The following is a 26659-nucleotide window of genomic DNA, read 5'->3' as shown; positions in this document are numbered from 1 at the left end:
TAACTTTCTCCAATTAACTTTAAATTATTCCATCCTTTCCCATAAGTACCCCCCAATTAATTCAGCATACCTTCTATTTACTCAAATCCCTCAAACCGCCGTTCTGCCTGAATACCACCCGCCACCTTGGCAATGCTCTTTATTCTAACATTAGGCTCAATTTTGTATTTTCTCTTTTTAAAAATGGTCTGCTCAATTACCTAGAAATTATCTCCTTTAATGAGTAATTTTTTATTTTTTGCAAAATAATAGGTTCAAATTTAATAAAGGAGGATGATCATATGTGCCCAAAAGTTATTCCTGAACCCTTCCGGATTAAGATGGTGGAACCAATCCGTATGATTTCCCGAGAAGAAAGGCAGGCGGCCCTGGAACGTGCCGGTTACAACCTGTTCTTGCTTAACAGTGATGAAGTTTACATAGACTTATTAACGGACAGTGGCACCGGGGCCATGAGTGACTACCAGTGGGCCGGCTTGATGATGGGCGATGAGGCCTACTCCGGCAGCCGGAACTACCATCACCTAAGAGAAGCGGTGGAGGATATCTTCGGTTATAAGTACACCATCCCCACCCACCAGGGACGGGGTGCCGAGCAGGTACTGTTCCCTGTTATCATTAAGAAACCGGGAGATATTTTCATCAGCAACATGCATTTCGACACCACCAAGGGCCATATAGAAATGGCCGGTGGCCGGGCGGTGAACTGTGTCATCGAAGATGCCTATGACACAGAAAAGTATCACCCCTTTAAAGGCAATATGGATCTCAATCTTTTGGAATCAATTATTAATGAAAAGGGACCCGAGAACGTGGCCGCAATAATCATCACCATTACCTGTAACAGTTGCGGCGGGCAACCCGTGTCCGTGGAAAACATTCGTAAGACCAGTGAAATAGCCCGCAAATACGGTATCCGGTTATTTATTGACGCTGCCCGGGCTTTCGAAAACGCCTACTTTGTCAAGCAGCGTGAAGAGGGCTATGCCAATAAGTCCATTAAAGAAATTGTCAAAGAAATGTTTAGCTATGCCGATGGCTTTACCATGAGCGCCAAGAAAGACGCCATTGTGAATATCGGCGGCATCTTGGCCTTCAAGGAAGATGAGGAATTATACAATCTCTGCCGGGCCAGATGCGTGCCGATGGAGGGTTTTGCCACCTATGGCGGTCTGGCCGGCCGGGACATGGAGGCCATTGCCCGGGGCTTATACGAAGGCATGGATGAAAGCTATCTGGAATATCGCATTGGCCAGGTGGCCTATTTGGGTGAAAAACTCAAAGAAGCCGGCATTCCCTTCCAGTACCCCACCGGTGGACATGCTGTGTTTGTGGATGCCAAGAAACTGGTACCCCATATTCCTTATTATCAATTCCCAGCCCAATCCCTGGCCAATGAATTGTATCTGGAATCCGGTGTCCGGGCGGTGGAAATTGGCTCCTTCCTGCTGGGCCGAGACCCCGATACCAAGGAAAACCTGCAGTCGCCCATGGAACTACTGCGCCTAACCATTCCACGCCGTACTTATACCTATAGCCATATGGATTATATTGCCGAGAGTCTGGCCAGGGTAAAGGAAAGGGCACATACCCTAAAAGGCCTGGAATTCACCTACGAGCCCCCGGTACTACGGCATTTCCTGGCTCGTTTAAGACCTGTCCAGTAGTGTGTTCCCCACCGGTAGGAATGCTCTAGCCTACCGGTGGCCTTTGGAGCATCCAGGATACGTATTTTATTAACAGGAGGTTTCATTTATGGCAGAACGTGAATCCTGGTCCAGTAAAACCGGATTTATTTTAGCCAGTGTAGGTGCGGCAATGGGACTAGGTTCCATTTGGATGTTTCCCTATCGAATTGGCGCCTATGGCGGCGCAGCCTTTTTATTACCCTATTTATTTTTCACCTTCGGCCTGGGAGTTACCGGACTGATGGGTGAATTTGCCTTCGGCCGCAGCCGGCAGTCTGGGGCTATCAGCGCCTTTGAGCAGGTGTTCAAGGAAAAGGGCAAGGGTTACGGCGCCTACCTGGGAATTCTCCCGGTACTGGGGGTATCCGGGGTATTTGTCTTTTACTTAATTGTCTGTGGCTGGATTTTAAGGTACCTTGTATTGGCTATAAGCGGGGCCTTCGGCTCCATTGACCCCGGTTCTTATTTCGGTTCCTTTGCGGGGCAGGCTCCCAGTATTGTCTGGCACTTTCTGGCCCTGGTCCTGACCATGGTCATCATTATGCGAGGAATTTCCGGTGGTATTGAAAAGGCCAATAAAATTATGATGCCCGGGCTTTTCATTATTTTAATAATCCTGCTCATAAGGGTACTGACGCTACCCGGGTCCAAAGAGGGGATTGCCTTTTTGACAGTACCCGATTGGTCCAAATTGGCGGATCCCATAACCTGGGTGATGGCCTTAGGCCAAGCCTTCTTTACCGTGGCCCTGGGCGGGGCAGCCATGCTGGTATACGGCAGTTATCTCAAGGAGACTGAGGATATCCCCTCCTCCGCCATTCACACTGCCATATGGACCACCATAGCTTCCCTGTTGGCGGCCTTTGTGGTTATCCCGTCGGCCTTTGCCTATAACCTGGATCCCCAGGCAGGTCCACCCCTGTTATTCATCGTTATTCCCCACGTCTTTGCGGCCATGCCCGGTGGCTATATCTTTGGCATTCTATTCTTTGCAGCGGTAACCTTTGCGGCCATTTCTTCGGCGGTTAACCTGATGGAGGTGCCTGTGGAAGCCATCCAGGACCGCTTTAAAATTGACCGTAAGAAGGCTTCCATTTTCGTGGCCATAGCCGGTTTCATTATCGGTCTTCCCCTGGACCTGAACTTAGATTTATTTGGCATATTTGCCGACACAGTTTCCATTTATCTGGTTCCCCTTGGTGCGGCCCTGGCTGCCTTTGTCTTCTTCTGGGTTTATGGGGCTGATAAGGCCCGGGCCCAGGTAAACAAAGGTGCCGCCAAACCCATTGGCCAATGGTGGGAATCCTGGGCAAAGTATGCCTACTGCGGGGTAACCATCTTGGTCTTGATTATGGGTGTACTTGTAGGTGGTTTCTAAACTTGAGCCAGGGGGTAATGAGGGGAGGTGAAACAATTGGCCGCTGAAAAAACAAATATCACCCGAACAACAACCCGGTCCGCCGGTGCAGAAGAAAAAACATCTGCGGAACTCAAGTCCAGCAGATATAGCAAGCAAGAAAGGCCAAGAATGTCCGACGGCATGGTGCCTTAATAACGCAAATATTAACAACATCCATTTACTGCGTAAGATCTATTCCCGCTACTTTAAAAACCCGGCTGCCGCCAAGTCCTTTGACTCAAGCGACAGCCGGGTTCCCATTTACTAAAAGGAATTCATTAAAAACCTGCCACCAGTTTGTGTACTCCCAGTAATTTTGCCGATAGGATAATAACAGAAACCACTAAGAAAATGCGGATCCATTTATCTCCTTTGGTTACTGTAAATACGCCGCCTAAATAGGCCCCTACGGCATTGCCCGCCGACAGGGCTAAGCCCAGTACCCAGTCAACCTTTCCGCTTAAAATAAAGACCAATAACGAGGCAAAGATATAAATAACGGTAACACTTACTTTAATACTGTTTATTTTTACCAGTGACATACCTGTTATTAAGGCCAGGGCGGCAATTATAATAAATCCCACGCCAGCCTGGATAAAACCGCCGTAAAAGCCTACCCCGAAAAAGGCCAGGGAAGCAAAAATTAAGCGGGGCCTGCTTAAATTCTCACTCATTTCTTCCATATTCAAAAATCTTTTTTCCGGTCTCCAAATAACCAGAATCGCCACCACAATCATTACTATGGCCAGAATTTTGTTAAATAGGGCATCGGAAAGTGAAATGGCAAATTTAGCCCCCACTATTGACCCCAGCACCGCTGGTATACCAAAAACGGCACTTAATTTGGGATAAAAGTAACCCTTTTGGCGAAAGTACCCAATGGCCACCAGACTTTGTACCATCAGGGCCACCCGGTTAGTACCGTTGGCCACGGCCGACGGTAAACCCAAGAAAATTAAGATGGGCATGGAAATCAGGGAACCTCCGCCCCCCACAACGTTGACAAAGCCTGCCACCACCCCGGTGGCTAATATAATTAGTATCTCGGTAAGTGACATTTTCTATCCCCCTAACACCCTGCTTTTATTCTAAAAATCTTTTTTTGGCAATTTTTTGGCCGCCTCAATGAAATAGGCCCGGCGGGAATTATCAATATGTTCCCTGGCCACCTGCTCCGCCAGGGCTCCGTCCCTCATTCTTATTGCCTCCACCAGTTGCCGGTGTTCCAGGGTAGCCTCTGCAATACGACCAGGGTGGCAATAGCCCACTCTGGTATACCGATCTATGTGCTCAACCAGGGTGGTTATCATGCTATATAAGCGACTACTGCCGGCCGCCCGGTATATCAAATCATTAAATTCCCGGTGGGCCTCTTCCAAACGTTCTAAATTACCTTGTTTGGCATTTTCCTCAAAAATTTGGACCAGTTCCGCCAGTTTATTTAATTGCTCCGGGGTGATTTTCTCCGCCGCCATGCGGGCAGCCAGCCCCTCAAGCACTGCTCTGATCCTGTATATTTCAAGGACTTCGGTATCTGAAACCTGGGCCACCACCGCCCCGACCCTGGGCAGATGGGTAACCAGGCCCTCCAACTCCAACATTCTTATGGCTTCCCGAACAGGCGTGCGACTCACCCCCAAAAGCTCAGCCAGTTTCCGCTCCACCAGCCTTTCGCCGGGTTCCAGGGCACCGCTTAATATGGCGCTGCGTAGGCGCTCATACACTTTATCCCGTATCTGGGGCTGCGGTTCTGATTCAATGGGACCTAGGAATACTTTTTCGTTCATTTTCTTCCCTCCGTGGTATACCGGTATACCATTTGCCATAATATTAGAAAATGTATTTTATATATTCAAATCCCGTTTTTGTGAAAAAATGTACATTTAATCTTAAATTCCGGCATAATCTCTCAAATTTTCTTTCTTACGTAATTTTAAAAATAAACCTCCACCTTCTAAACGGTGGAGGTATGCACAAAATATTCTAATTGCTTAATTTAAGGCTTTCCACGGGTACATGGGTCTTCTTTTTAGAACACATACTTAAAAATGTTGTAGTATAAGACAGGGTTTCGGTTTTGCAGGCATCCACGCAATGGCCGCAACCTACACATCTTAACGAGGTTACCGGTTCACCCTTTAACGCCTTGCTTTTAATATCTATTGTCATCGGGCACGTTAAATTACATTGATTGCAGCAAAAAATAAAGCCAGAATAAAAATAACCCATTTGAGAACCGTCAATATCCTGATGGTTTCCGGCCGGGCTTTTTTCTTTTTTCCCTTCAAAGGAAAGGCAGGTGCAAACACTTCAGAAGCAAAACCGTTAAAAAGGCATATAGTTGAACATTGCCAACGCCTACCAAATAATAGTGTGCCTAAGAACACAACTACACTGATAATTACATAAAAGACCAAAACGGCCGTTATTCCGCTTATACCCCAGAGGGGATATTTGCTGGCATAAAAAGATGAATTCTCAAATAACAACTGTAACGGGGCAGTAGTCCAGGGTAACGGCATCGCAAAAAAATACAGCTCATTGTTATTTAGAGCCAACGGGGTAAATATATGGACAACAAGTGCCGCAATTATTAAACCCCTCAAATTCCTTTTTCTCATGCGGGTACGTTTAGTTCTTTTTATTATTCTGACAGTCAAAATGCTGGCTATAATCATAAAAACAGTTTTAACCCAGTTTTCATAGAAGCCAGGACCAAATAATAATTTTTGCTACAGACTCCGGTGCGGTCCTGGCATAACCATAGTGCAGTCCGGCAATTACAAAACACAAGATTATATATATCCAAAGTATTGTTTTAAGAACAGTTAATTCCCTATTTGTTGCCTTTTTCATAAGCATACTCCTTAATAAATTAAGCTAGGATTATATTATACTTTAAAAACTAAAGTAATGGGCCCCCACAAAAATTGGCAATCCACAATGGCCATAACGCTGTTTTATTGGCGGTTTACTTTGAGGACAATAAGAACGCGGAGGATGTCCGCAAAGCTATCGACAAAGTGAAAACCACCCTGCCACCCGATTTAAAGGTTGATGAAGTAGTACATCAAACTGATGCGGTAATTGATTCCACTAACGAATTTATGCTGCATTTAATTATCGGAATGGTGCTGGTATAATGATGTATTGGCAGGAAATCCAGATTCACAATGTATCATTGGTAGCCCTAATAGTGGCCTTAGGCATTCTAGCTGAATGATGCCATAGCGGTGGCTGACAATATCCGGACCCGGATGTATTCAGGAGATGAGCCCTTAATTGCCGCATACAACGGCGCCACCACTGTACGATTCCCAATCTATCAGCAACTACCGCCATTATCGTAGCTTTTGCACCATTGTTGGCGGTGCCCGGCCCAGCGGGGCAACTTTTACAAGCCCTACCCTGGGTGGTCATTTTTTCAGTTGCCACTGGGGGATGATGTGGCCGCATTATTGAAAAAGGAGCCGGAAGTCACGTCCTGTATCGAATCCACCTACCTTCAATCGCTGTTAAATGAAAATATCAGCAGCGGCAAATGCATAATTAAGTTGCTGAAAAACGCCGAACCGACCGACGCCAAGGGTATTGTCAGGATAGCCGGCGATGATATTAATTAGATAGTCAAAGTAGCCAAACAGCTTGAACAAAAAACAGCCAAAATTCCAGAAACCGCCAATGTCCGGGACAATTGGGATAATGACAGCCTTCAGCTGAATATTGACCTAAACGAGGATAAAGACAGAAAATTAATATTGCCTTGCACGGCTATAACGCATCCGTATACAGAAAAGACGGCAATGAGTATAACATACGCGTTAAAAGTAACATTAAGGATGTCGCCAGTTTGGAAAATTTTGCTCTTTATACCGCCTTCCTGGGAATTATTGCCCTGGTGGGTTTGGTGATCAAGAATGGCATATTACTGGAGGATTTTATAAATGAGGAACGAAGGCACGGCCTACCGGTAGATGAGGCTTGTATAACCGGCATTAACCGGCGTTTTAATGCCATTATCATTAGCACTCTCGCGGTTATTTTAACTCTAGGCAATCATAAGCGACAATTTATTTGCTCCCATGGCAGTGGCGTTGATGCATGGCTTAACGGTAGCCACCTTCTTAACCATGATGGTTGTACCGGTTATCTATAATATGTGGAAAAGAAGCCCGCGGCAGATACCCGGCCCGTCAATCAATAGGGTGATAATGCATACCCCGTGGCAGGCGGGAGTGTGCATTTTCGTCAGGTGGGTGTACAAAGCATTTTTCTAACTTCAGTCTTTTGCCTTATACTTTGAACATAAATACAACCCACCTCATTTCAGTCCATGAGACAAATAATGAGGTTTTTATTTGCAAGGCAATGGATGACTTTAGAAAGACAGCTGAACAAAAACTACTGCAAGGACTGACAGAGGTTCGGAGCCGGCGAATTAAAACCATATATTAAAATCAGTCCATGCAAATATTTAAGAGTAATCGATGGAGTCAAAAGACTCCGATATTTTTGGGTTTTATGTAGCGAGCTACATAACTACAATGGGAGTGATTACTATGCAACAAAAAAATGAAGGAATCGAAGCTATACTAGAAGCTGAAACCAAAATCGCAATGTATAAAGTAGATGCTGAAAGTAACCTGACAGCAGACGTCAGCCAGGTGTATTTGGGGAATAAAGGACTTATCGCTTTTATCGCCTTAATGAATATGTTTATACCGCTTTCTACTGATTTGTACTTGCCTGCATTGCCCCAAATGAATTCATATTTTGGAAGCAGCTCGGCAATAACCAATTTGACATTAAGCGCATTCTTCATTTTTTATGCTGTTGGAATGCTGTTTTGGGGTCCACTGAGTGACAAGTATGGCCGTAAGCCCGTTCTTTTAACAGGAAGCATTGTATATACGATATGTAGTATCGCCTGTGCACTTTCCAGTAATATATATTTCCTGATTTTAGCCAGGGCTTTTCAGGGGATAGGGGCGGGCGGTATCACATCCGTTTCATTAGCTATCATTAAGGACTCGTTTTCAGGCAAAAGAAGAGAGTCGATATTGGCTGTTTGCCAAACCGTTTCAGGACTTGCCCCAATGCTGGCTCCGGTAGTTGGAGCCATGATTTTACACTTTACTAATTGGAGAGGCACCTTTTGGACCCTGGCTGTTATAAGCATTATAAGCCTAGTGTTATCCGTATTATATCAGGAAACCTTGAAAGAGGAAGATAGATATAAGGGCACATTGACAGGTTCCATCGGGCGCTTGTTAATTGTTGCGAAAAATAAAGGATTTATTATACCTGCAGTAATATTTTCCTTAAATGCGATACCGTTTTTGGGCTATATAGCAATTTCAGCCTATATCTATGAGGATTACTTTGGCCTTAGTGCCCAAAGTTACAGTTATTTCTTTGCGACTAATGCTTTACTTACGCTTTTCGGGCCATTCATATATGTTCGGTTCTTAAGCGCTATGGATAAGAAGATATTTACACTACTATTTTTGGGAATATCAACTTTAAGTGGGGTTTTGGTAATGACAATTGGAACCATGGCTCCGATATTATTTTTACTGTCGTTTGTTCTGATGTCATTATCCGGTGCTATAATCAGGCCGTTCAGTACCAATTTACTATTGGAGCAGCAAAAAAGTGACACCGGATCAGCATCTTCATTAATAAATACATTGTTCACAGTATTAGGAACCATCGGAATGACAATAGCTTCTGTGCCGTGGGAAAATATAGTAGTAGGTCTGGGTGTATTGATTACGTTTTTTTCTGCGCTTGCACTGGTCAGTTGGATCTTATTTTTGAAATCCAATATACCGTGCGTAGGATTAAAAGATAAGTAGTATTAAAAGATTAAGTAGGATTAAAAGATAAATTGAAATCCTGACAAAAAACATTCTACTGTTTTATTAGTCACAATTATAAAGATCTAAGTTGGAACGGATATGTCCCGAACTTTGTGTAAAATCCAAATTGATGTAGAACAAGGCGTTAGATTAAAGGGGGTCAGATGGCCGAAATAGGCAGCTGACCCCTTTATAACCTCGAGTATCCTATTGTCAATCCTATTTGATTCGATCGTCAAAGTAAATTTCCAACTTAGGCATTTTACCACCTTGGATTTCCTCATTACCACCGCCTTTATGGCTAAATGAAAACCAAGCCTAAAGGTTCTTTACTTTCCCATTTAGTTATCAATGCATAACCAACAGTATCTTCGCCTTCTGTTTTCCAGCATTCTGAAGAAACAAAGCCTTCTGATGTGGTTTTCTTTTTCATAATGCTCTGCAACATGGATTCTTGTGTTTTTCCACGCACCTCTGTAGCGCCCTATCAAACAAGAGCTCAAGCGATTTGTTAAAAAGTTAAAGTTCAGCACGATACGGCCATCATCCCTAATCTCATGGTGAGGCATTAAATTTTAAACACCTCCGATTTGCCGGATCTTCGGTGTTTATATTCCTAGGGGGTGGGAGTCTTTTCTCCGGTGATTACGGGAAAGTATTATTTTCGAAATTTCTTTTCACTTTCCTTCTTTTCTTCTATAAACCCAGTCCTATACCTGTGGTAATATAGTCAATGCCATTGCTGCTGGAATGTTTCACCCTTCCATGAAGGCAAAAATGGATGAGCTGGAGGAAGCCAAACTGCAGGCTCAAATACACACCCCTACTGAAGAAATGATTCGCCGTTATCTCCAAAAAGATGCTGACATAAAAAACAAAAGCCCGGAAGAGCAAAAACGCATCATCCAGGCTTATGTTAAAAAGGTTATTGTCTATGAAAACACAATCGATATAGATACGATTGTGACCTTTGCTGGTGGAGGCGGGGGGATTCGAACCCCCGTCCGAGAGAACGGCCACAACAGGCTCTACGAGCGTAGGTTGTGTATTGCTTTCGCTATAACGTCGGCCACAACCAGCCTACGTTATAACTATCTCGATAAATCTCGCTTAAACCCTCCGAGAATTGGGTTTAAGCCAGCCCGTTTGTGTGACCTCCTAGCCCAGGTCACGGGCCCAACGAGGGTAGGAGGTTAGACTGCAATTAAGCAGCTAAAGCGTAATTTTCTTCGTTAGCACTTATTTTTGTTCCACTGTTTAACGGGTTTAGTGGGATCCCGGCTCGCTCCTCTTGCCACCATTTCCCCCGTCGAAACCGGTCGCCCCCATAATATTAAGATTACTAAAACTTTAATAACGGGCTTTCAGTGCCCGGTCCATTTCTCGTTTAGCGTCTCTTTCGGCAATGTCGCGGCGTTTATCGTATTCTTTTTTACCTTTGGCCAAACCTAAAAGCACCTTGGCGACTCCTCTTTGATTAAAGTATACTTTTAGGGGCACTAAGGTTAAGCCTTTTTCTTGAGTACGGCCCAGCAGTTTGTGTATTTCCGATTTATGCATTAACAGCTTACGGGTTCTTTTCGGTTCATGATTAAATCTATTGCCCTGTTCATATGGGCTGATATGCATATTATATAATAACATTTCACCGTTTTCAACGCGGGCAAAACTGTCCTGCAAATTTGCCCGGCCGCACCGCAGCGATTTTACCTCTGTTCCCTGCAAAACAATACCGGCTTCATAAGTTTCTAAAATATGATAGAGGTGCCTTGCCTTACGATTTTCAGTTACTACGCCGTTTTTGGAAATAGTGGGTTTAAACTTACCGGACATATTAACACCTCATAAATCAATGTGGCTAATGGCCCTTAAAAAATGTGCAAAGATTATTTTAACACATACCTTTGCCCTTGTAAAGCATTATGTTTTTGAAAGTCAAGCATAGGTAGGTATGCTTATTCCAAACCAAGTTCTTTAGCTATTCCTTGCATTGATTTCAGGCCAATTTCCATAAATTCCTCTAAACTTAAACCTATTTCACTGCAGGCGGCAATGATCTCTCTGTTTGCACCTTTGGCAAAGGCTTTTTCCTTATAACGTTTTTTAAGCGACTTTACTTTCACGCCCAGCAAACTCTTGTCAGGACGGACCAAAGCAGCCGCTGTAATTAAGCCGGTCAACGGATCGGTGCAATAAAGTGCTTTGTCCAGCAAGGTATTTCTAGGCAGCCCATGGGCTTCATTGTGTACTTTTACTGCATAAATGACGTCTTCTGGCAAACCGGCTTCCTGCAGCATCTCCGCACCCACCAAGCTGTGTTTTTCGGGGTTGTCCTTAGTATATTCATAGTCAATATCATGCAGCAGCCCGGCCAATGCCCACTTTTCCTCATCTTCCCCAAAATGTTTAGCCAATCCAACCATTACTGCTTCTACGGCCAAACTATGTTTTAACAAATTTTCATTTTTCATGTGTTTGTTTAGCAGTTCCCAGGCTTCACTTCGTTCCACTTAAAAAAACCCCTTTCTTTTAGTAATTTTGCTAAAGCTAAGCGATTTAGCCTTTACTTCGTTTAAAAGGGCAGATATCAGATCCCATACAGCGTACTACCGCTGTTATTAATTTTAACAATTTTCGCCAATTATAGCAACATTATATCAACTGGCTAAAAAACATAAAAATAAAGCGGAACGACAAAGGTGTCGTTCCCAACATCAGATCTTTTAAGCTGAACACTTTTTAACTTTCTACTGACCAACTCTCCCCCGTCCAACTGATAAAAAAAGGAGCTGAAGCACTACATTCGTTGTGCAACAGCCCCTCTTGCTTATTATAGCATCGGAAGTAGTGGACCAAGAATCAGGGAAACGGTACCTGCAACCTTAATAAGCGGGTTCATAGCAGGGCCGGAAGTGTCTTTACAGGGGTCACCTACTGTGTCACCGATAACAGCAGCCTTATGCGGGTCAGAACCCTTACCGCCTAAGTTACCTTGTTCAATCCACTTCTTAGCATTGTCCCAAGCACCACCGCAGTTAGCAAGGAACAGAGCCAGCAAGATACCGACAACTGTCATACCTGCCAAGTAACCGGCCAGTGCTCTTGCCCCAAGAATGAAACCTACTAAAATCGGACCAAGAACTGCAACCAGACCTGGGAAGATCATTTTCCCAATTGCAGCGCGAGTAGCGATATCTACGCAGCGAGCATAGTCCGGCTTGTTCTTGTATTCCATAATTCCAGGAATTTCACGGAACTGGCGACGAACCTCTTCCACCATATCAAATGCGGATTCACCGACTGCGCGCATGGTGCGGGCAGCAACCAAGAACGGAACGGCGCCACCAATGAATACACCGACCAATACCATCGGGTCGCTCAGGTTAATGACAAATTCTTCTATTGCAAATTTATGTTTAATAGAGTCAACATAAGCACTGAACAGAGCTAAAGCAGTCAGGGCCGCAGAACCAATAGCAAAACCTTTGGCGATAGCTGCGGTAGTATTACCAACTGCGTCCAGCTTGTCAGTTTTTTCGCGTACTTCCGGAGGAAGCTCGCACATTTCAGCAATACCACCGGCGTTGTCAGCAACCGGTCCGAAGGAGTCCATAGCCACAATCATACCGGCAGTGGAAAGCATACCCATAGCAGCCATAGCAATACCGTAGATTGCCCACATTGCTCCGGAAGCATCTGTCGGAGCAAAGCTACCTACCATGGCAAATGAGAAGTAAATTGCACCTGCAAAGAACAGCATCGGGAACAGTACCGATTCCAATCCTACAGATAAGCCCTGGATTACGTTGGTAGCCGGGCCGGTTTTAGAAGACTCGGCGATATTCAAAACAGGCTTTTTATGATAAGAGGTATAATACTCGGTTAACCAACCAATAGCAACGTTAACAATTAAACCTGCTAATACCGCAAAGAAGATACCGGTACTTACATTTCCAAAGGATTCGCCGTTAACGGCTACACCGGTAGCGGGGAAAATGCTCTTAGCCAAGAACCAAGCAAAGATAGCGGTAATAATGTTGGTTACCCAAATACCAACGTTTAATGCTGCCTGCGGGTTACCGTTTTCAGAGGTACGCACAAAGAAAGTACCGATGATGGCAGCGACAATACCGCCTGCACCAAGCAGCAGCGGGAAGATAACACCGGGGAAGCCAAATAATGAGTTACCAATCAGCATTGCGGCAATGGTTGTAGCAGCATAAGATTCAAACAAGTCTGCACCCATACCGGCAGTATCACCAACGTTGTCACCAACGTTGTCGGCAATGGTAGCCGGGTTACGTGGGTCGTCCTCAGGAATACCTGCTTCTACTTTACCTACCAGGTCTCCGCCTACGTCAGCAGCTTTGGTATAAATACCGCCACCAACACGAGCGAAGAAAGCAATTGCCGAAGCACCAAATGCAAAGCTGTTAATGATCAGAGGCTGTTGATAAATAATAAACAATACTGATACACCTAAGAGTCCTAAACCGGCAACGGATAAACCCATAACAGCACCGGCTTTAAAGGATACATCCAAAGCTGCAGCTAAGCCATGGCTGCGAGCAGCTTCGGCGGTCCGAGCATTTGATTTGGTAGTACTGGTCATTCCCAGATAACCGGCAATCGCCGAACAAATAGCACCAACTAAAAATGAAATAGCGGAAGGAGCACCAACGGGAAGGTGACTGCCTTCAGGAACTTCAACTACATATGCAGCTCCCCATAAAAGAACAAAAATGATCAGAGCAAAAGGAATCAATGTTTTGTATTGACGGTTAAGATAAGCCATCGCCCCTTCTTGTACTGCAAGGGAGATGTCCCGCATCTTCGGTGTACCCATGTCCTTTTTCAATACCATGGACAGGGTAAATAGCGCAAATAGTAATGCTAATACACCGGCGCCAGCAGCAATATACGCTAACGTCATATCCACTTGAACATTACCCTCCTTGTCTACCGTTTTGTCTACTTGTCTTAAGTTTTACCAAGCCACTAAAACTAAAGACAATACCGCAAATACAACAGCGAGGACAACGGTGATCCTGCCAAGCAAATCATCTAGTCCTTTCTTTTTACCGAATAGTGTCTCGGCTCCTCCGGCAATTGCACCAGACAAACCGGCACTCCTGCCGGATTGCAAAAGGATACTTGCTATGAGTCCTAGTGCTATCAGTACCTGAAGGCCGATCACAATGCCCTTTAACAAAAAATATTCACCTCCTACACATAATATAATTTTAAGACTCATTATACCATAACGTGAAATTTGTGACAATCACATTGTATTTAATTATTTAGTTTTATTATTATACTTCAAAATTACACTTTAAAGTTTTCGGATTGAAAAGACGCTTCAAATAAGCACATTGAGGCTAAAATGCCCCTCAGTGCTTATTTTTCAAGGTTATAGAAGGCTTTACGGCCTTTAAATTGCGCAAATCGGTCAAGCTCTTCCTCAATCCGCAAAAGTTGGTTATATTTAGCCACCCGGTCAGTACGGGAAGGGGCTCCGGTTTTAATTTGGCCGGCATTGGTTGCCACTACCAAGTCAGCAATGGTGGCATCTTCCGTTTCCCCGGACCGGTGTGATACAACCGCCGTATAACCCGCACACTTAGCCATTTCAATGGCATCAAGGGTTTCAGTAAGTGTACCGATTTGATTTACCTTAATCAAGATTGAGTTTGCTACTTTTGTAGCAATCCCCTTGGCCAACCGCTCTGTATTGGTAACAAACAAATCATCACCAACCAGCTGTACGCGCTTGCCTAAACGCTCGGTCAGTTTTTGCCAGCCGTCCCAGTCGTCCTCAGCCAGACCGTCTTCAATGGATATGATCGGAAACTTATCAACAAGTTGCTCGTAATAAGCTATCATCTCATCAACAGTTTTAGTTACCCCTTCTCCGTCCAGCACGTACTTGCCGTCTTTGTACAATTCCGTTGCCGCTACGTCCAAGGCCAATGCTATATCTTCCCCGGGTTTGTAGCCGGCGGCGTTAATTGCCTCCACAATGACCTCTAATGCTTCCTGATTTGAACCTAAATTGGGAGCAAAGCCGCCCTCATCACCCACAGCGGTGTTCAAGCCTTTTTTCTTTAATACTTTTTTTAGATTATGAAAAACTTCCGTGCCCATGCGCAGTGCTTCGCTAAAACTATCTGCGCCTACCGGCATGATCATAAATTCTTGAATGTCGACGTTATTATCAGCATGCTTGCCGCCGTTTAAAATATTCATCATCGGTACCGGCAGCACCTTGCCATTAGTGCCTCCAAGATATTGGTACAACGGCAGCCCCAGCGATTCAGCCGCAGCCTTTGCTACTGCCAATGATACCCCCAAAATCGCATTTGCACCAAGTTTACTCTTATTGGGCGTCCCGTCTAATTCAATCATCACTTGATCGATTCCCAGTTGGTCTGTGGCATCCATGCCGATAATTTCCGGTGCAATGATTTCGTTAACATTTTCTACCGCTTTAGTTACACCTTTGCCTAAGTAATAGTTTTCATCACCGTCTCTCAGTTCTACAGCCTCGTAAGCACCGGTAGACGCTCCGGAAGGAACGGCAGCACGTCCTAAAGTACCGTCTTCCAACAGCACATCTACTTCTACGGTAGGGTTGCCGCGAGAATCAAGTATTTGCCTGGCATTTACATCCACAATATAGGTTGACATATTAGTAAGCCTCCTTATTATGTATGTAACATCTCATCTTATCTATTATTCTACATTCCCTACACTTAATTCAATACCTTTCGATTTTTGAGCAATTATTCAGTAATCAGCGAACTGCCGGTCATTTCCACAGGCACCGGAATATTAAGCAGCTTTAAGATTGTTGGCGCAATATCTTCTAACCTACCGCTCCTAAGCTTTGCATTTCGCAGCTTTCCGTGGCCGATTAGTACAAAAGGTACCGGTCCGGTGGTGTGGGCGGTATAGGGTTCACCCTGTTCATCAAGCATACATTCAGCGTTGCCGTGATCAGCGGTCAGCAAAACCACGCCGCCCTTTGCTAAAATCGCCTCTACCGCTCTTCCCACGCATTGATCTACCGCTTCAATGGCTTTAATTGCCGCATCAAGCTTGCCGGTATGTCCAACCATGTCGGTGTTAGCATAATTCATAATAATCACTTGAAACTGATCTTTTTCCAGCTGCTCTAACAAGGCATCCGTTACTTCATAAGCACTCATTTCCGGCTTTTGATCATAGGTCGGCACTTTAGGTGAGGGTATTAGCAGCCGCTCTTCACCGGGGTTGGGGCGTTCTACACCGCCGTTAAAAAAGAAGGTCACATGCGCGTACTTTTCTGTTTCCGCTAACCGCAGTTGTCTAATGCCGTGTTTACTTAACACTTCCCCCAGTGTATTGACCAACTTTTGCGGTTTAAAGGCAACCGGTGCATTAATGGTGCGGTCATACTGCGTCATACAGGTAAAATGCACCTTGGGGTGGGCTGCCGGACGTTTAAATCCGGTAAAATCCTCATCTACAAATGCGCGAGTAATTTGCCGGGCCCGATCCGGCCGGAAATTATAAAAGATCACCGCATCCCCGTCAACCACTGTGGCCACAGGACTTCCGTCGGCATTGACAATGACAGTGGGCCGCACAAACTCATCGGTTTCATCTCTGGCATAAGATTCTTCCACCGCTTTTTCAGCAAATTCCGCTTTTAAACCTTGGCCCAATACCATTGCTTGATAAGCCTTTTCGGTGCGCTCCCAGCGGGTATCGCGGTCCATCCCGTAATATCTGCCCATTACGGTTGCAATTTTACCCAAGCCTATCTCTAAGCACTTGTTTTCCAGTTTCCTTATGTAATCCAATGCACTGGCCGGCGGAACGTCCCGGCCGTCTAAAAAGGCATGTATATATACTTGGTTTAGCTTCTCTCTTTTAGCCAGTTCCAACAAGCCAAATAAGTGTTCAATATGGCTGTGCACCCCGCCGTCAGACAGCAAACCCATCAGGTGCAGCGCACCGTTGTTTTTCTTGGCAAAATTTACAGCAGCAAGCAGCTCTTCATTTTTAAAAAAGCTGCCATCTCTAATGGCACGGCTAATCCGGGTTAATTCCTGATATACTATTCTTCCGGCACCAATGTTTAAGTGGCCGACTTCTGAATTACCCATTTGTCCTGCCGGCAGCCCGACATCTTCCCCTGACGCCTTTAAAACGGTATGAGGGAACTGCTGTAAATATTTATCGATATTTGGCGTATTTGCTAAAGTGATGGCGTTACCTTCAGACGGAGAAGAAACGCCCCAGCCATCCAAGATTATCAATGCTATGGGCTTAACCTGCGCTGTCAAGTATTTTTCCCCCTCATTTAAGCTTTTGCTGCCTCTTTGATAATGCCGGCAAAACTTTCCGGATCTAAGCTTGCCCCACCTACAAGGGCGCCGTCAATGTCCGGCTGTGACATTAAACCGGCAGTGTTGGCCGGTTTCACACTGCCGCCGTACTGTATTCTTATTTTGTCAGCGGCTTCTCCTGCCAATTCTTTAATCACACTGCGGATATAGGCAATGACATCTTGCGCATCTTCCGCAGACGCCGTTTTACCCGTACCGATCGCCCAAACCGGCTCATAAGCAATTACCAGCTTTGCAATCGTATCAGCGTCCAAGCCTTTCAAGGCCGCTAAAGTTTGTGTACGAACAACTTGCCGGGTAACCCCCTGCTCGCGCTGGTCTAAAGTTTCTCCTACACAAATAATCGGCGTTAAATTATGCTTTAATACGGCCAGCACTTTTTTGTTTACTGTCTCATCAGTTTCGCCAAAATATTGCCGCCGTTCCGAATGGCCGATAATCACATATTTGCAGCCGATTTCTTTTAACATCGGTGCCGAAATTTCACCGGTATAGGCCCCTTCGTCCTCCCAATGAACATTCTGGGCCGCTAACCCAATATTAGTACCCTTAACAGCCTCGGCTACCGCATATAAAGCTGTAAAGGTCGGTGCTAAAACCACTTCCACACCCTCATCTTTCACCAAACCGGCAAGCCGGTTAGTAAAGTCCAGCCCTTGCTGAACGGTTTTATGCATCTTCCAGTTGCCGGCAATAATTTTCTGGCGCAAAAAAATACCCCCTTTACACTCCGAAAAAGGCTTCAACTTTTGCACTGGGTATGAGTGCAAAAGCTGATGCCTTAACGGTATGGTTATTTATCTTGTAATACTTTCACCCCGGGCAGTTCCTTGCCCTCTAAAAATTCCAGTGAGGCACCGCCACCGGTAGAAATGTGGCTTATTTTATCTGCTACACCGGTTTTCTTAACTGCGGCTGCCGAGTCACCGCCACCCACTATACTGATGGCATTTGATTCAGCCAATGCCCGGGCCACAAACTCCGTCCCTTTGGCAAAGGCATCTATCTCAAACACGCCCATCGGCCCGTTCCAAACCACTGTTGCGGCGTGTTTTAAAACAGCGGCAAACTTTTCCGCCGTTTGCGGGCCAATATCTAGAATCATTTGATCAGCAGGAACCTGCTCTACACTGACGGTTTGGCTTTCGGTTGACTCCGGTGAAGAAGCAACCACGGCATCAACGGGCAGCAGCAAATCAATACCGGCATTTTTAGCCTTTTCCAAAAGCTCTTTGGCTAAATCAACCTTGTCTTCTTCCAGCAAAGATTTGCCCATATTATAGCCTTGAGCTTTTAAGAAAGTATTGGCCATGCCGCCGCCAATAATCAAGGTGTTAACTTTATCCAGCAGGTTATCAATTACCCCGATTTTATCAGACACCTTGGCGCCACCGATGACCGCTACAAAGGGGCGCTGGGGATTTTCCAGGGCCTTACCCAGCATTTCCAGCTCCTTTTCCATTAAAAAACCGGCCACTGCCGGCAGGTATTGAGCAACCCCTGCTGTAGAAGCATGAGCACGGTGAGCGGTACCAAAAGCATCGTTTACATATACATCGGCCAACTCTGCTAATTGTTTGGCAAACTGCGGATCATTTTTGGTTTCTTCAGCATAAAAGCGCACGTTTTCTAACAAAAGCACGTCACCGGGCTGCATTTTAGCAATTGCCTTTTGCGGTTCCTCGCCGATGCAGTCATTAACTTTTATTACTTCTTTCCCCAACAACTCCGATAACCTGTCAGCTACCGGGTTAAGCCTAAATTCTTCCTTTACTTGGCCTTTAGGGCGCCCCAGGTGGGACATTAAAATCACTTTTCCGCCTTGCTCAATCAAGTAGTTGATCGTTGGCAGTGCGGCTTTAATCCGGGTATCGTCAGTAATAACCCCATCTTTTAAGGGTACGTTAAAATCAACCCGCACCAATACTCTTTTTCCCTGAAAATCTACGTCTTTAACCGTCTTCTTATTCACTTGTATCACCTACCGCAATGGTCTGTTTTAAAGGGCTTGATTTGCCAATCAAGCCCTTTTTGTAAACGCCAAATATATTATATAGTACCACAAAGTGGCACAGCCTGTCTAAAAATTAATAATATATTTTAAACACCCTTTTCAGCAATATAACGCACTAAGTCCAGCACTCTGTTGGAGTAGCCCCACTCATTGTCGTACCAAGCAACAACTTTAGCCAAGTTGCCTTCAATTACCATCGTAGAAAGTGCATCGATAATAGCGGAATGAGGGTTGCCGTTGTAGTCGCTGGAAACCAACGGCAGCTCACTGTATAACATAATTCCTTTCAACTCATTTTCTGCCGCTTCTTTTAATGCGGCGTTTATTTCTTCAGCAGTGGTGGATTTTTCTAATTGGCAGGTAAGATCAACCACTGAAACGTTTGGTGTTGGCACACGCATCGCAAAACCGTTTAACTTACCCTTTAGCTCCGGAAGCACTAAAGCTACCGCTCTGGCAGCGCCGGTTGTAGTCGGAATAATCGACTGGGCGGCTGCCCGTGCCCGGCGTAAATCTTTATGAGGAAGATCCAAAACATTCTGGTCGTTGGTATAGGAATGCACAGTGGTCATTAGCCCTTTAACAATGCCAAACTTATCATTAATAACTTTAGCCACCGGGGCTAAACAGTTGGTGGTACAAGAAGCATTAGAGACAATATGGTGTTTTTGCGGATCATAAATACCCTCGTTTACACCCATTACAATGGTAGCGTCAGGTTCTTTTCCAGGAGCAGTAATCACAACTTTCTTAGCACCGGCAGTCAGGTGCTTGGCCGCATCATTGCGCTGAGTAAAACGTCCGGTAGATTCAATAACAATATCTACACCCATTTCACCCCAAGGAAGTTTTTCCGGATCGGCTTCGGCAAAAACCTTAACCTCTTTGCCGCCGACGATCAAAGAATCTTCTGTGGCATCTACTTCCGCATCAAAAATACCATGTACCGAGTCATATTTCAGCAAATGAGCCAACGTTTTTGCATAAGTCAAATCGTTTACTGCAGTAAAATCCAACCCTACCTTTTTCTCTGGGGCCTTCATGCGGCGGGTTTTATGGTTGATGCCTACAACCTCAAAATCCCCGGCTTCTACAGCAGCACGCAGCACTAAACGCCCAATCCTACCAAACCCGTTGATCCCAATTCTTACCGTCATCGGTAATATACAGCTCCTTTCAATTAATACCCTTTATGACATACTATTTAATTTAATACTACTATATACCACCTCATAAATCCTTTTTTGTGATAAACTTTTCTTTATTTTTCTAAATAGGTTATACCAATAAGACCAAGAAGCTAATTCTGTTAACACATTTTTTTGCCACAATTAATATCTCTTTCGCTGCCCGGCGGTAGGTATCGCCATTTCATCGCGATACTTGGCTACCGTGCGGCGGGAAATTTGTACTCCTTTTTGCTTCAATAAATCAGTAATTTTCTGATCGCTTAACGGTTTTTTGGGATCCTCGTTACTTATAATTTCTTTTAGTAATTTTTTTATACTCTCTGCTGAAACTTGTTGCCCGCCTTTAGCCTTTAAACCGGTAGAGAAAAAATATTTCATTTCAAAAACACCTTGGGGTGTCTGTATATACTTATTAGAAGTTGCCCGGCTGACGGTGGATTCATGTAAACCCACCTGCTCGGCAACGTCTTTTAAATTAAGGGGTTTTAAATATTTAACGCCACGATCTAAAAAATCCCGCTGCAATTCCACCAACGCACTGGCTACCTTATATAATGTCAATCGCCGCTGCTCAATGCTTCTTATAAGCCAAACAGCAGCATTCAATTTGCTCTCTACGTACTTGCGGGTATCGTTATCCAGCTGATTTCCGTGCATAATTACCGAACGGTAAGTATTATTTACCCTTAACCGGGGAGTAGATATATCATTTACTAATATGATGTACTCCCCTTCCACCTTTTCTACTACTACATCGGGGACAATATATCGGGTACCGTCGTCACTGCTGAAATTACGCCCCGGCTTGGGATCCAAACTGCGCAGTTCATCGGCGGCCTGCTGAGCCTGAGCAACCGACACTCCCAGCTTTGACGCTATTTTTTCCAAACGGCCTTTGGCTAAGTCAGATAAATGATTGTTAATTATTGGCTTCAGTAAAGGATTTTGCAAACCCCGATGTTCCACCTGCAGCAGCAAACATTCCTCCAAGCTGCGGGCTCCCACTCCGAAGGGTTCCATTCCTTGCAGCACTTTTAAGGCTTCTTCCACCTTCGTTAAAGAAACATTTAATTCTTTTGCCGCTTCTTCAGTGCTGATTTTTAAATAACCGTTTTGGTCCAAATTGCCAATCAAATAATTTACTATTCTTTTTATTTCCCGGCGACAGTCTACCAATGAGAGCTGAAAAGTTAAGTGTTCAACTAAAGTCGGTGCTTTTGAAGTAAAGGATTCAAAACTGTATTCTGTGGCATCATGTTCGGATTGTCCTTTGGGAAATCCTAAATCGCTGCTGTCATGAAAATATTCCTGCCAATCAACATCAAACCGTTCTCCGGGGCTTAGCTCGCCGGTCTCCGTACTGCTGACCGTTTCATCATTTTCAAAATCATTTGTTTCTAAAACGGGGTTTTCCTGTAGCTGTTGCTCCACAAATTCGTTTAGCTCAACCGCAGACATTTGCAACACGGCAATCGCCTGCCGCAGCTCCGGCGTCATAATTAATTTTTGAGTTTGTTGTAAGTCCAGTTCGTATCCTAAGCGCAAAGCCGTTCACTCCCTAAAGAAAAACCCGTCTGCTTCTTGCTTTATTTAGCAAGGTCAATGTCAAAGTCAGCGTCAGCACAACAGCAATAATTGCGGCGAAATTAAATTGGTTGGTAGCAAAAAAATACGGGTGTAGGTTCAGCAGATAATCCGCCACATCATTAAGTGTTATCCAGGCAATCGCTAAAACCGCTGCCTTTAAAGTCACCGTTTGTTTGCGCAAAAACCACATCCCTTGTGCTGCCATCCCTACGTGTGACAGCCAAAGCATTACTTCCGTCCAACGCACTTCCCCGCCTAATATCCAGTAGTGACTGATCAAGGCCACTGCCCATATTCCGTATTTAATGCAGACGGTCTGCGCAACTGTCTGCAGCCCGTAAAGACGCCAACCCAAAAGCGCAAAGGCCAATGCCAGAGCAAAAAGTGTAGTGGATAAGGGGCTGTCCGGCACTAGCGGCCAAAAATAAAGCGGGGTTTCCGGCAGTTGGTTGCGGTACCAATAGTAGCCGTATATCGAACCTAATAAATTTATGATCACTAAGACAGCCATAAACCCGGGCTGCCACGGCTGGTTCCACAGACTTCTAATCCATCTAAACATAATGTCTCCCTGTCTTTTTGATAAATTTTGCCGGTACCCCGCCAACCATCACGCCGGGAGGTACATCCTCGGTTACCACCGCACCGGCGCCCACTATACTGTTATCGCCAATAGTCACGCCCGGCAGTATGGTCACATTGGCACCGATTAAAACGTTTTTGCCAATTACCACTTCACCGATGCGGTATTCGTCAACCAGAAATTCATGGGCTAAAACAGTTACGTTATAACCAATAACACTGTTTTCCCCAATGCTGATTAAATGTGGTAAAAAAATATCAAACATCGCCATCAAACCGACGGAAGCATTTTTCCCGATCTTCATGCCCAGCAGGTGACGGTATAACCAGTTTTTTAAAGCAAGAGACGGTATATAGCGGCATATCGTAAGCACAATAAAGTTATATGCCGTTCTAAAAAAACCGGTTATTTTATAACAACAGTGCATCGCATTTTTGTGGTTCGGAGCGGGATACACTTTAAGTTTTCTCATTTTTTGCCTCCGCATAGTAATAATAATTTTTCCAAATCATGCACTGTCATATCGTAAGCACTGATGGATTTTACACCGGTGCTTTGCTGAATATACTCGGCCATGGCCGGCCGCAAATCAACCGGCGTGACACAACAATTGTTAAAATGGGTTAAAAAACATAGTTTAACCTGTGAGTCCTGCAGCAAATGAGCCAATCCCAAGGTGGTAAGATGGCGATGGGCCCAGGAATTATGAGTTGATACGTTGGCAATCAACACATCCACTGAAGAAAAGGCTTGTTTTATATCTTCACGGTATTCAACGATGTTTATTAAATCCATAATTGAACCGGCGGTAACTTCTTTAATTCCATCGGGAGTTGAGTACTTGCGAATATAGTTTGTATCACTGGTATAACCGACAGTTAAACCGCCGGCTTTCAGGATAAAACCGTAGTTCTCTTTGCCGTGATAAGCAGGAACGGGGGTAAGAATCGCCTTTTTAATTTGCACCGGCTGCCCCTTTTGCAGCGTCACTACCTTAGGGCCGCCTTTATAACCGCCATAAGAGGCCAAGCCCAAATGATAGTCACTAATTAAATGTTCCGAGTATAAAATACTTTCGGGAGCCAGCAAATAACCGCGCCGGGCATACATCGCCCAACACATCCCCTCAATCACGCTTTCCGCACCGCCGTAATGGTCTAGGTGTCCATGGGATATGTAAATACCGTCTAAACTTCCAAGATCTATATCCATTTGCTGCGCCTGCACAACCGCTGCCGGGCCGGGATCTACATATATGCGCGTTCCGTCGGCTTCCAAAATAAAGCCGGCAGTTGACGGCTTTTGTGCAAAAGACGCTTCCGGGTTTCCACCCGTACCCAGAAAAAAAACTCGCCAGCCCGACCGGAAAGGCAATTCTTCACGCTTGCGATAACGCCAATAAGATTGATAGATTGCCCGGTAAGTATTCTGCCGCAGCAAACGATCCAATTCTTTACTACGCATTTTTTATCTTCCGGACTTGCTGCGCAGTTTTTTGGATATATCCTCCAGCTTGCGCATGCGGTGATTTACTCCGGACTTGCCTACCGGAGGATTCATCATTTCTCCTAATTCCTTTAAACTGACATCCGCATGCTCTAACCTTAACCGAGCAGTCTCCTTTAGTGTCGGCGGCAATCTGTCCAGGCCGATAGTAGCTTCGATATATCTGATGTTTTCAATCTGGCGCATCGCAGCATTAACCGTTTTACTAAGGTTCGCCGTTTCGCAATTTACCAGGCGGTTTACTTGATTGCGCACGTCTTTATATACGCGAACATTTTCAAAGTTTAACAGGGCACCGTGAGCACCCATGAGATTTAAACACTTCACTATTTGATCACTTTCTTTTAAATAAACCACATACCAATTTTTACGGGTGCTAAGCTTTGCCTTTAAATCCATTTGATTCATTATCTTTAGTATTTCATTTGCATGGTTGTAATCTTTAGAGATAACTTCTAAATGATAATCGCCTTCCGGGTTACTGACCGAACCGCCGCCTAAAAAGGTTCCCCGCAAATAAGCTTTTTGACAGCATTTTTTAGCCAGTAAACCGGCTTGCAATTCGTAGTTCAGCATTTTGTTTTCCTCATCCCATATTCCGGTATCCACCAGAACTTTTTCTAAACCCGGTTGAGCCGGTATGCGCACTAAATATATATTATTTTTTTTCAAGCGCACTTTGCGCCGAACCATCACTTCCGTACGTAAACCAAACAACTTTTTAACCAGGGTCAGCACCTTGCGGGCCACGGCAGCATTTTCAGTAACAATCGACACCGCCAGCTTTTTACCGGAAATTTGGATGCTTCCGTCCATTTTCAGCAAAGCAGCCAGCTCTGCCAGCCGACAGCATTTCCGCCGCCCGATAACCCGTGCCAGCTCGTTCTTTGTCACCACTGAAAAAGACAAGGCTATCACCTCACACCCATTATAACACAACTCACCTTGACAACTCTGCAAGTAAGACAAAAACTATCGTCATATCAACTGCTGTTTACTCTATAATAAAAAGGCGCGTTATGTACCGGAGAAGTTTATATCAGTACAAATAACGCGCACTTGCAAGCCGTCTATATAATATGTCAAATTGGGTACGGCAATTCATATTTAATTATTTAAGTACTCTTTCATAAAGTCTATCCGCTCAGAGGGCGTCTTTGCCGAGATAATTAACTCTAATACTGCCCGGGCCAACTTTTGCGGATGATGCCTTACCACATTTGTTTCCTGCACAAAATCTCCCGTAATCGCTTTTACCCCAATTCGCTCAATGTTTTTTACATCAGCGGTTACCGGTGCCGCCCCTTCCCGACGATAGCGCTCAATTAATCGTTCCGGAATCTTTCCGGTGTTCACCAAGGCATAATCAACAATCATTCCGGCATGATCCACCACCGCTTTTAAGTGTTGATAAGCAGTATAATTGTTGGTTTCACCCGGTTGAGTCATCACATTACAAACGTAAATCTTTACGGCACGGGATTTTTTAATGGCTTCCCCAATCCCTTCCACCAATAGGTTAGGAAGTACGCTGGTATAAAGACTGCCCGGTCCCAAAACAATGCCATCAGCTTCTTGAATTGCTTTTAATGCCTCCGGCAGCGGTTGACATTCTTTGGGTTCCAAAAACACCCGCTTAATCCTTTTGCCGCCGGAAACTATCGTACACTCGCCCATTGCTTCCGTGCCGTCAGTAAACTCCGCTCCCAACACAACATCCTGCAGTGTTGCCGGCAGCACCCGCCCGCGGATGGCCAGCACTTTGGAAAGTTCCTGCACCCCGTTATAAAAGCCGCCGGACATATCAGACAAGGCTACTAAAAATAAGTTCCCCAAATTGTGGCCGGCCATTTCTCCGTCGCTAAAACGGTACTGCAGCAGCCGTTCCATCAAGCTTTCCTTGTGCGCCAGCGCTACTAAACAATTGCGAATATCACCGGGCGGCAGAACACCTAAATCACTGCGCAGTCGGCCGGAACTGCCGCCATCATCCGTTACGGTAACAATAGCGGTAATATTGCTGGTATATTCTTTGATTCCTTTCAGCAGCGTAGACAAGCCTGTTCCTCCGCCGATAACCACAATTTTCGGGCCGCGCTGTAAGTAGCGCCGGGCATAAATAAGCTCGACAACACTCTTCCGGCCGTAAGGGGACAGCACACCGATCACTGAACTGAAAGTCTTCCACAACCCGAAACTTGCTGCCGCAAATCCAAGGACTAAAAACAATGTGCCCAGCAGCCATTTAGAAATTCTGCTAAAAGGAGCATTGGCTAAAAAATTGGCCCCTTTTGATATGCTTAGAAAAAAGGCAGGATATATTACACCGATGCCAAAGATAATCAAAACACCGCCGATTAAAGCTAAAATAAGCCAACGTTTTATACCCATTCCCGGGTATAGCCACTTTAAATATTCCTTCGGCAAGAGGCATCACT

Annotated in this window: 26 protein-coding genes and 1 other RNA gene; 7 read left to right on the top strand and 20 right to left on the bottom strand. The window is 45.0% G+C overall.

Annotation, left to right across the window (positions count from 1 at the left end; genetic code table 11):
- Positions 1-281: 281 nt before the first annotated feature.
- The 3 genes from ACZ5NG_RS00365 to ACZ5NG_RS00355 all read left to right on the top strand — a co-directional run bounded on the left by ACZ5NG_RS00365 (position 282) and on the right by ACZ5NG_RS00355 (position 3240).
- On the top strand, positions 282-1667 hold the full coding sequence (locus tag ACZ5NG_RS00365; protein ID WP_464252059.1) for a tryptophanase: 1386 nt from the start codon (positions 282-284) through the stop codon (positions 1665-1667).
- An 88-nt stretch (positions 1668-1755) separates the two neighbouring features.
- Positions 1756-3066, top strand: a complete 1311-nt coding sequence (locus ACZ5NG_RS00360) for a sodium-dependent transporter (protein ID WP_464252058.1) — start codon at positions 1756-1758, stop codon at positions 3064-3066.
- A 27-nt stretch (positions 3067-3093) separates the two neighbouring features.
- A complete protein-coding gene (locus tag ACZ5NG_RS00355) occupies positions 3094-3240 on the top strand; it encodes a hypothetical protein (RefSeq protein WP_464252057.1) in 147 nt (48 codons plus the stop codon).
- A gap of 125 nt (positions 3241-3365) precedes the next feature.
- Here the strand turns inward: ACZ5NG_RS00355 and ACZ5NG_RS00350 are convergent, their stop codons facing one another.
- The 3 genes from ACZ5NG_RS00350 to ACZ5NG_RS00340 all read right to left on the bottom strand — a co-directional run bounded on the left by ACZ5NG_RS00350 (position 3366) and on the right by ACZ5NG_RS00340 (position 5256).
- On the bottom strand, positions 3366-4145 hold the full coding sequence (locus ACZ5NG_RS00350; RefSeq protein WP_464252056.1) for a sulfite exporter TauE/SafE family protein: 780 nt from the start codon (positions 4143-4145) through the stop codon (positions 3366-3368).
- Positions 4146-4175: 30 nt separating this feature from the next.
- Complete coding sequence (locus ACZ5NG_RS00345; RefSeq protein WP_464252055.1) at positions 4176-4874, bottom strand: GntR family transcriptional regulator; 699 nt, start codon at positions 4872-4874, stop codon at positions 4176-4178.
- A 196-nt stretch (positions 4875-5070) separates the two neighbouring features.
- Complete coding sequence (locus tag ACZ5NG_RS00340) at positions 5071-5256, bottom strand: 4Fe-4S binding protein (RefSeq protein ID WP_464253077.1); 186 nt, start codon at positions 5254-5256, stop codon at positions 5071-5073.
- A 761-nt stretch (positions 5257-6017) separates the two neighbouring features.
- On the opposite strand from ACZ5NG_RS00340, the gene ACZ5NG_RS00335 reads away from it, so the two are divergent.
- From ACZ5NG_RS00335 to ACZ5NG_RS00320, 4 genes are all read left to right on the top strand, one after another.
- Complete coding sequence (locus ACZ5NG_RS00335; RefSeq protein ID WP_464252054.1) at positions 6018-6230, top strand: hypothetical protein; 213 nt, start codon at positions 6018-6020, stop codon at positions 6228-6230.
- Between the two features lie 285 nt (positions 6231-6515).
- Positions 6516-6710, top strand: coding sequence for a hypothetical protein (locus tag ACZ5NG_RS00330; protein WP_464252053.1), 195 nt, complete (start codon positions 6516-6518; stop codon positions 6708-6710).
- A 227-nt stretch (positions 6711-6937) separates the two neighbouring features.
- Positions 6938-7243, top strand: a complete 306-nt coding sequence (locus tag ACZ5NG_RS00325; protein WP_464252052.1) for an efflux RND transporter permease subunit — start codon at positions 6938-6940, stop codon at positions 7241-7243.
- Positions 7244-7703: 460 nt separating this feature from the next.
- Positions 7704-8945, top strand: a complete 1242-nt coding sequence (locus ACZ5NG_RS00320) for a multidrug effflux MFS transporter (protein WP_464253076.1) — start codon at positions 7704-7706, stop codon at positions 8943-8945.
- 304 nt (positions 8946-9249) lie between these two features.
- Here ACZ5NG_RS00320 and ACZ5NG_RS00315 read toward each other — a convergent pair whose 3' ends face one another.
- The 17 genes from ACZ5NG_RS00315 to ACZ5NG_RS00235 all read right to left on the bottom strand — a co-directional run bounded on the left by ACZ5NG_RS00315 (position 9250) and on the right by ACZ5NG_RS00235 (position 26648).
- Complete coding sequence (locus tag ACZ5NG_RS00315; RefSeq protein WP_464252051.1) at positions 9250-9420, bottom strand: hypothetical protein; 171 nt, start codon at positions 9418-9420, stop codon at positions 9250-9252.
- Between the two features lie 502 nt (positions 9421-9922).
- Positions 9923-10275, bottom strand: a transfer-messenger RNA (tmRNA) gene (gene ssrA / locus ACZ5NG_RS00310).
- Between the two features lie 23 nt (positions 10276-10298).
- Entirely contained in the window at positions 10299-10781 is a 483-nt protein-coding gene (gene smpB / locus ACZ5NG_RS00305; RefSeq protein WP_464252050.1) for an SsrA-binding protein SmpB, read from the bottom strand.
- Between the two features lie 122 nt (positions 10782-10903).
- Positions 10904-11458: an HDIG domain-containing metalloprotein gene (locus ACZ5NG_RS00300; protein WP_464252049.1), complete on the bottom strand. Its 555-nt coding sequence runs from the start codon at positions 11456-11458 to the stop codon at positions 10904-10906.
- 320 nt (positions 11459-11778) lie between these two features.
- Complete coding sequence (locus ACZ5NG_RS00295) at positions 11779-13881, bottom strand: sodium-translocating pyrophosphatase (RefSeq protein WP_464253075.1); 2103 nt, start codon at positions 13879-13881, stop codon at positions 11779-11781.
- Positions 13882-13935: 54 nt separating this feature from the next.
- Complete coding sequence (gene secG, locus ACZ5NG_RS00290; protein ID WP_464252048.1) at positions 13936-14160, bottom strand: preprotein translocase subunit SecG; 225 nt, start codon at positions 14158-14160, stop codon at positions 13936-13938.
- A 185-nt stretch (positions 14161-14345) separates the two neighbouring features.
- Positions 14346-15635, bottom strand: a complete 1290-nt coding sequence (gene eno, locus ACZ5NG_RS00285) for a phosphopyruvate hydratase (protein WP_464252047.1) — start codon at positions 15633-15635, stop codon at positions 14346-14348.
- Between the two features lie 95 nt (positions 15636-15730).
- Positions 15731-17278, bottom strand: coding sequence for a 2,3-bisphosphoglycerate-independent phosphoglycerate mutase (gpmI, locus tag ACZ5NG_RS00280; RefSeq protein WP_464252046.1), 1548 nt, complete (start codon positions 17276-17278; stop codon positions 15731-15733).
- Positions 17279-17295: 17 nt separating this feature from the next.
- Positions 17296-18051 carry a triose-phosphate isomerase gene (tpiA, locus tag ACZ5NG_RS00275; protein ID WP_464252045.1) on the bottom strand — a complete coding sequence of 252 codons (756 nt, stop codon included), beginning with the start codon at positions 18049-18051 and terminating at the stop codon, positions 17296-17298.
- Positions 18052-18134: 83 nt separating this feature from the next.
- The gene (locus ACZ5NG_RS00270; RefSeq protein ID WP_464252044.1) at positions 18135-19313 is read right to left on the bottom strand and encodes a phosphoglycerate kinase; all 1179 of its coding nucleotides are present in this window, start codon (positions 19311-19313) and stop codon (positions 18135-18137) included.
- Positions 19314-19441: 128 nt separating this feature from the next.
- On the bottom strand, positions 19442-20512 hold the full coding sequence (gap, locus tag ACZ5NG_RS00265) for a type I glyceraldehyde-3-phosphate dehydrogenase (protein ID WP_464252043.1): 1071 nt from the start codon (positions 20510-20512) through the stop codon (positions 19442-19444).
- Positions 20513-20686: 174 nt separating this feature from the next.
- Positions 20687-22090: an RNA polymerase factor sigma-54 gene (rpoN, locus tag ACZ5NG_RS00260; protein ID WP_464252042.1), complete on the bottom strand. Its 1404-nt coding sequence runs from the start codon at positions 22088-22090 to the stop codon at positions 20687-20689.
- Positions 22091-22103: 13 nt separating this feature from the next.
- Entirely contained in the window at positions 22104-22694 is a 591-nt protein-coding gene (locus ACZ5NG_RS00255; RefSeq protein ID WP_464252041.1) for a DUF1405 domain-containing protein, read from the bottom strand.
- Entirely contained in the window at positions 22687-23187 is a 501-nt protein-coding gene (locus ACZ5NG_RS00250; protein WP_464252040.1) for an acyltransferase, read from the bottom strand. The genes ACZ5NG_RS00255 and ACZ5NG_RS00250 overlap by 8 nt, the downstream gene beginning before the upstream one ends.
- The gene (locus ACZ5NG_RS00245; RefSeq protein ID WP_464252039.1) at positions 23184-24179 is read right to left on the bottom strand and encodes an MBL fold metallo-hydrolase; all 996 of its coding nucleotides are present in this window, start codon (positions 24177-24179) and stop codon (positions 23184-23186) included. Before ACZ5NG_RS00245 ends, ACZ5NG_RS00250 begins: the two co-directional genes overlap by 4 nt.
- 3 nt (positions 24180-24182) lie before the next feature.
- The gene (whiA, locus tag ACZ5NG_RS00240) at positions 24183-25130 is read right to left on the bottom strand and encodes a DNA-binding protein WhiA (protein ID WP_464252038.1); all 948 of its coding nucleotides are present in this window, start codon (positions 25128-25130) and stop codon (positions 24183-24185) included.
- Between the two features lie 198 nt (positions 25131-25328).
- On the bottom strand, positions 25329-26648 hold the full coding sequence (locus tag ACZ5NG_RS00235) for a gluconeogenesis factor YvcK family protein (RefSeq protein WP_464252037.1): 1320 nt from the start codon (positions 26646-26648) through the stop codon (positions 25329-25331).
- Between the last annotated feature and the right edge of the window lie 11 nt (positions 26649-26659).

The sequence above is a fragment of the Desulfovectis peckii genome (assembly GCF_055391705.1).
Note: the sequence above shows the minus strand (reverse complement) of the source record. Positions and strands in the feature narration are given on the sequence as shown.

What these genes read in the sequence shown, in the direction of transcription:
- ACZ5NG_RS00340 (WP_464253077.1), bottom strand. Translation starts at nt 5,256, where the DNA reads ATGACAATAGATATTAAAAGCAAGGCGTTAAAGGGTGAACCGGTAACC.
- ACZ5NG_RS00245 (WP_464252039.1), bottom strand. Translation starts at nt 24,179, where the DNA reads ATGCGTAGTAAAGAATTGGATCGTTTGCTGCGGCAGAATACTTACCGG.
- ACZ5NG_RS00345 (WP_464252055.1), bottom strand. Translation starts at nt 4,874, where the DNA reads ATGAACGAAAAAGTATTCCTAGGTCCCATTGAATCAGAACCGCAGCCC.
- ACZ5NG_RS00350 (WP_464252056.1), bottom strand. Translation starts at nt 4,145, where the DNA reads ATGTCACTTACCGAGATACTAATTATATTAGCCACCGGGGTGGTGGCA.
- ACZ5NG_RS00360 (WP_464252058.1), top strand. Translation starts at nt 1,756, where the DNA reads ATGGCAGAACGTGAATCCTGGTCCAGTAAAACCGGATTTATTTTAGCC.
- gap (WP_464252043.1), bottom strand. Translation starts at nt 20,512, where the DNA reads ATGACGGTAAGAATTGGGATCAACGGGTTTGGTAGGATTGGGCGTTTA.
- ACZ5NG_RS00250 (WP_464252040.1), bottom strand. Translation starts at nt 23,187, where the DNA reads ATGAGAAAACTTAAAGTGTATCCCGCTCCGAACCACAAAAATGCGATG.
- eno (WP_464252047.1), bottom strand. Translation starts at nt 15,635, where the DNA reads ATGTCAACCTATATTGTGGATGTAAATGCCAGGCAAATACTTGATTCT.
- smpB (WP_464252050.1), bottom strand. Translation starts at nt 10,781, where the DNA reads ATGTCCGGTAAGTTTAAACCCACTATTTCCAAAAACGGCGTAGTAACT.
- ACZ5NG_RS00320 (WP_464253076.1), top strand. Translation starts at nt 7,704, where the DNA reads ATGTATAAAGTAGATGCTGAAAGTAACCTGACAGCAGACGTCAGCCAG.
- ACZ5NG_RS00295 (WP_464253075.1), bottom strand. Translation starts at nt 13,881, where the DNA reads ATGACGTTAGCGTATATTGCTGCTGGCGCCGGTGTATTAGCATTACTA.
- ACZ5NG_RS00255 (WP_464252041.1), bottom strand. Translation starts at nt 22,694, where the DNA reads ATGTTTAGATGGATTAGAAGTCTGTGGAACCAGCCGTGGCAGCCCGGG.
- ACZ5NG_RS00365 (WP_464252059.1), top strand. Translation starts at nt 282, where the DNA reads ATGTGCCCAAAAGTTATTCCTGAACCCTTCCGGATTAAGATGGTGGAA.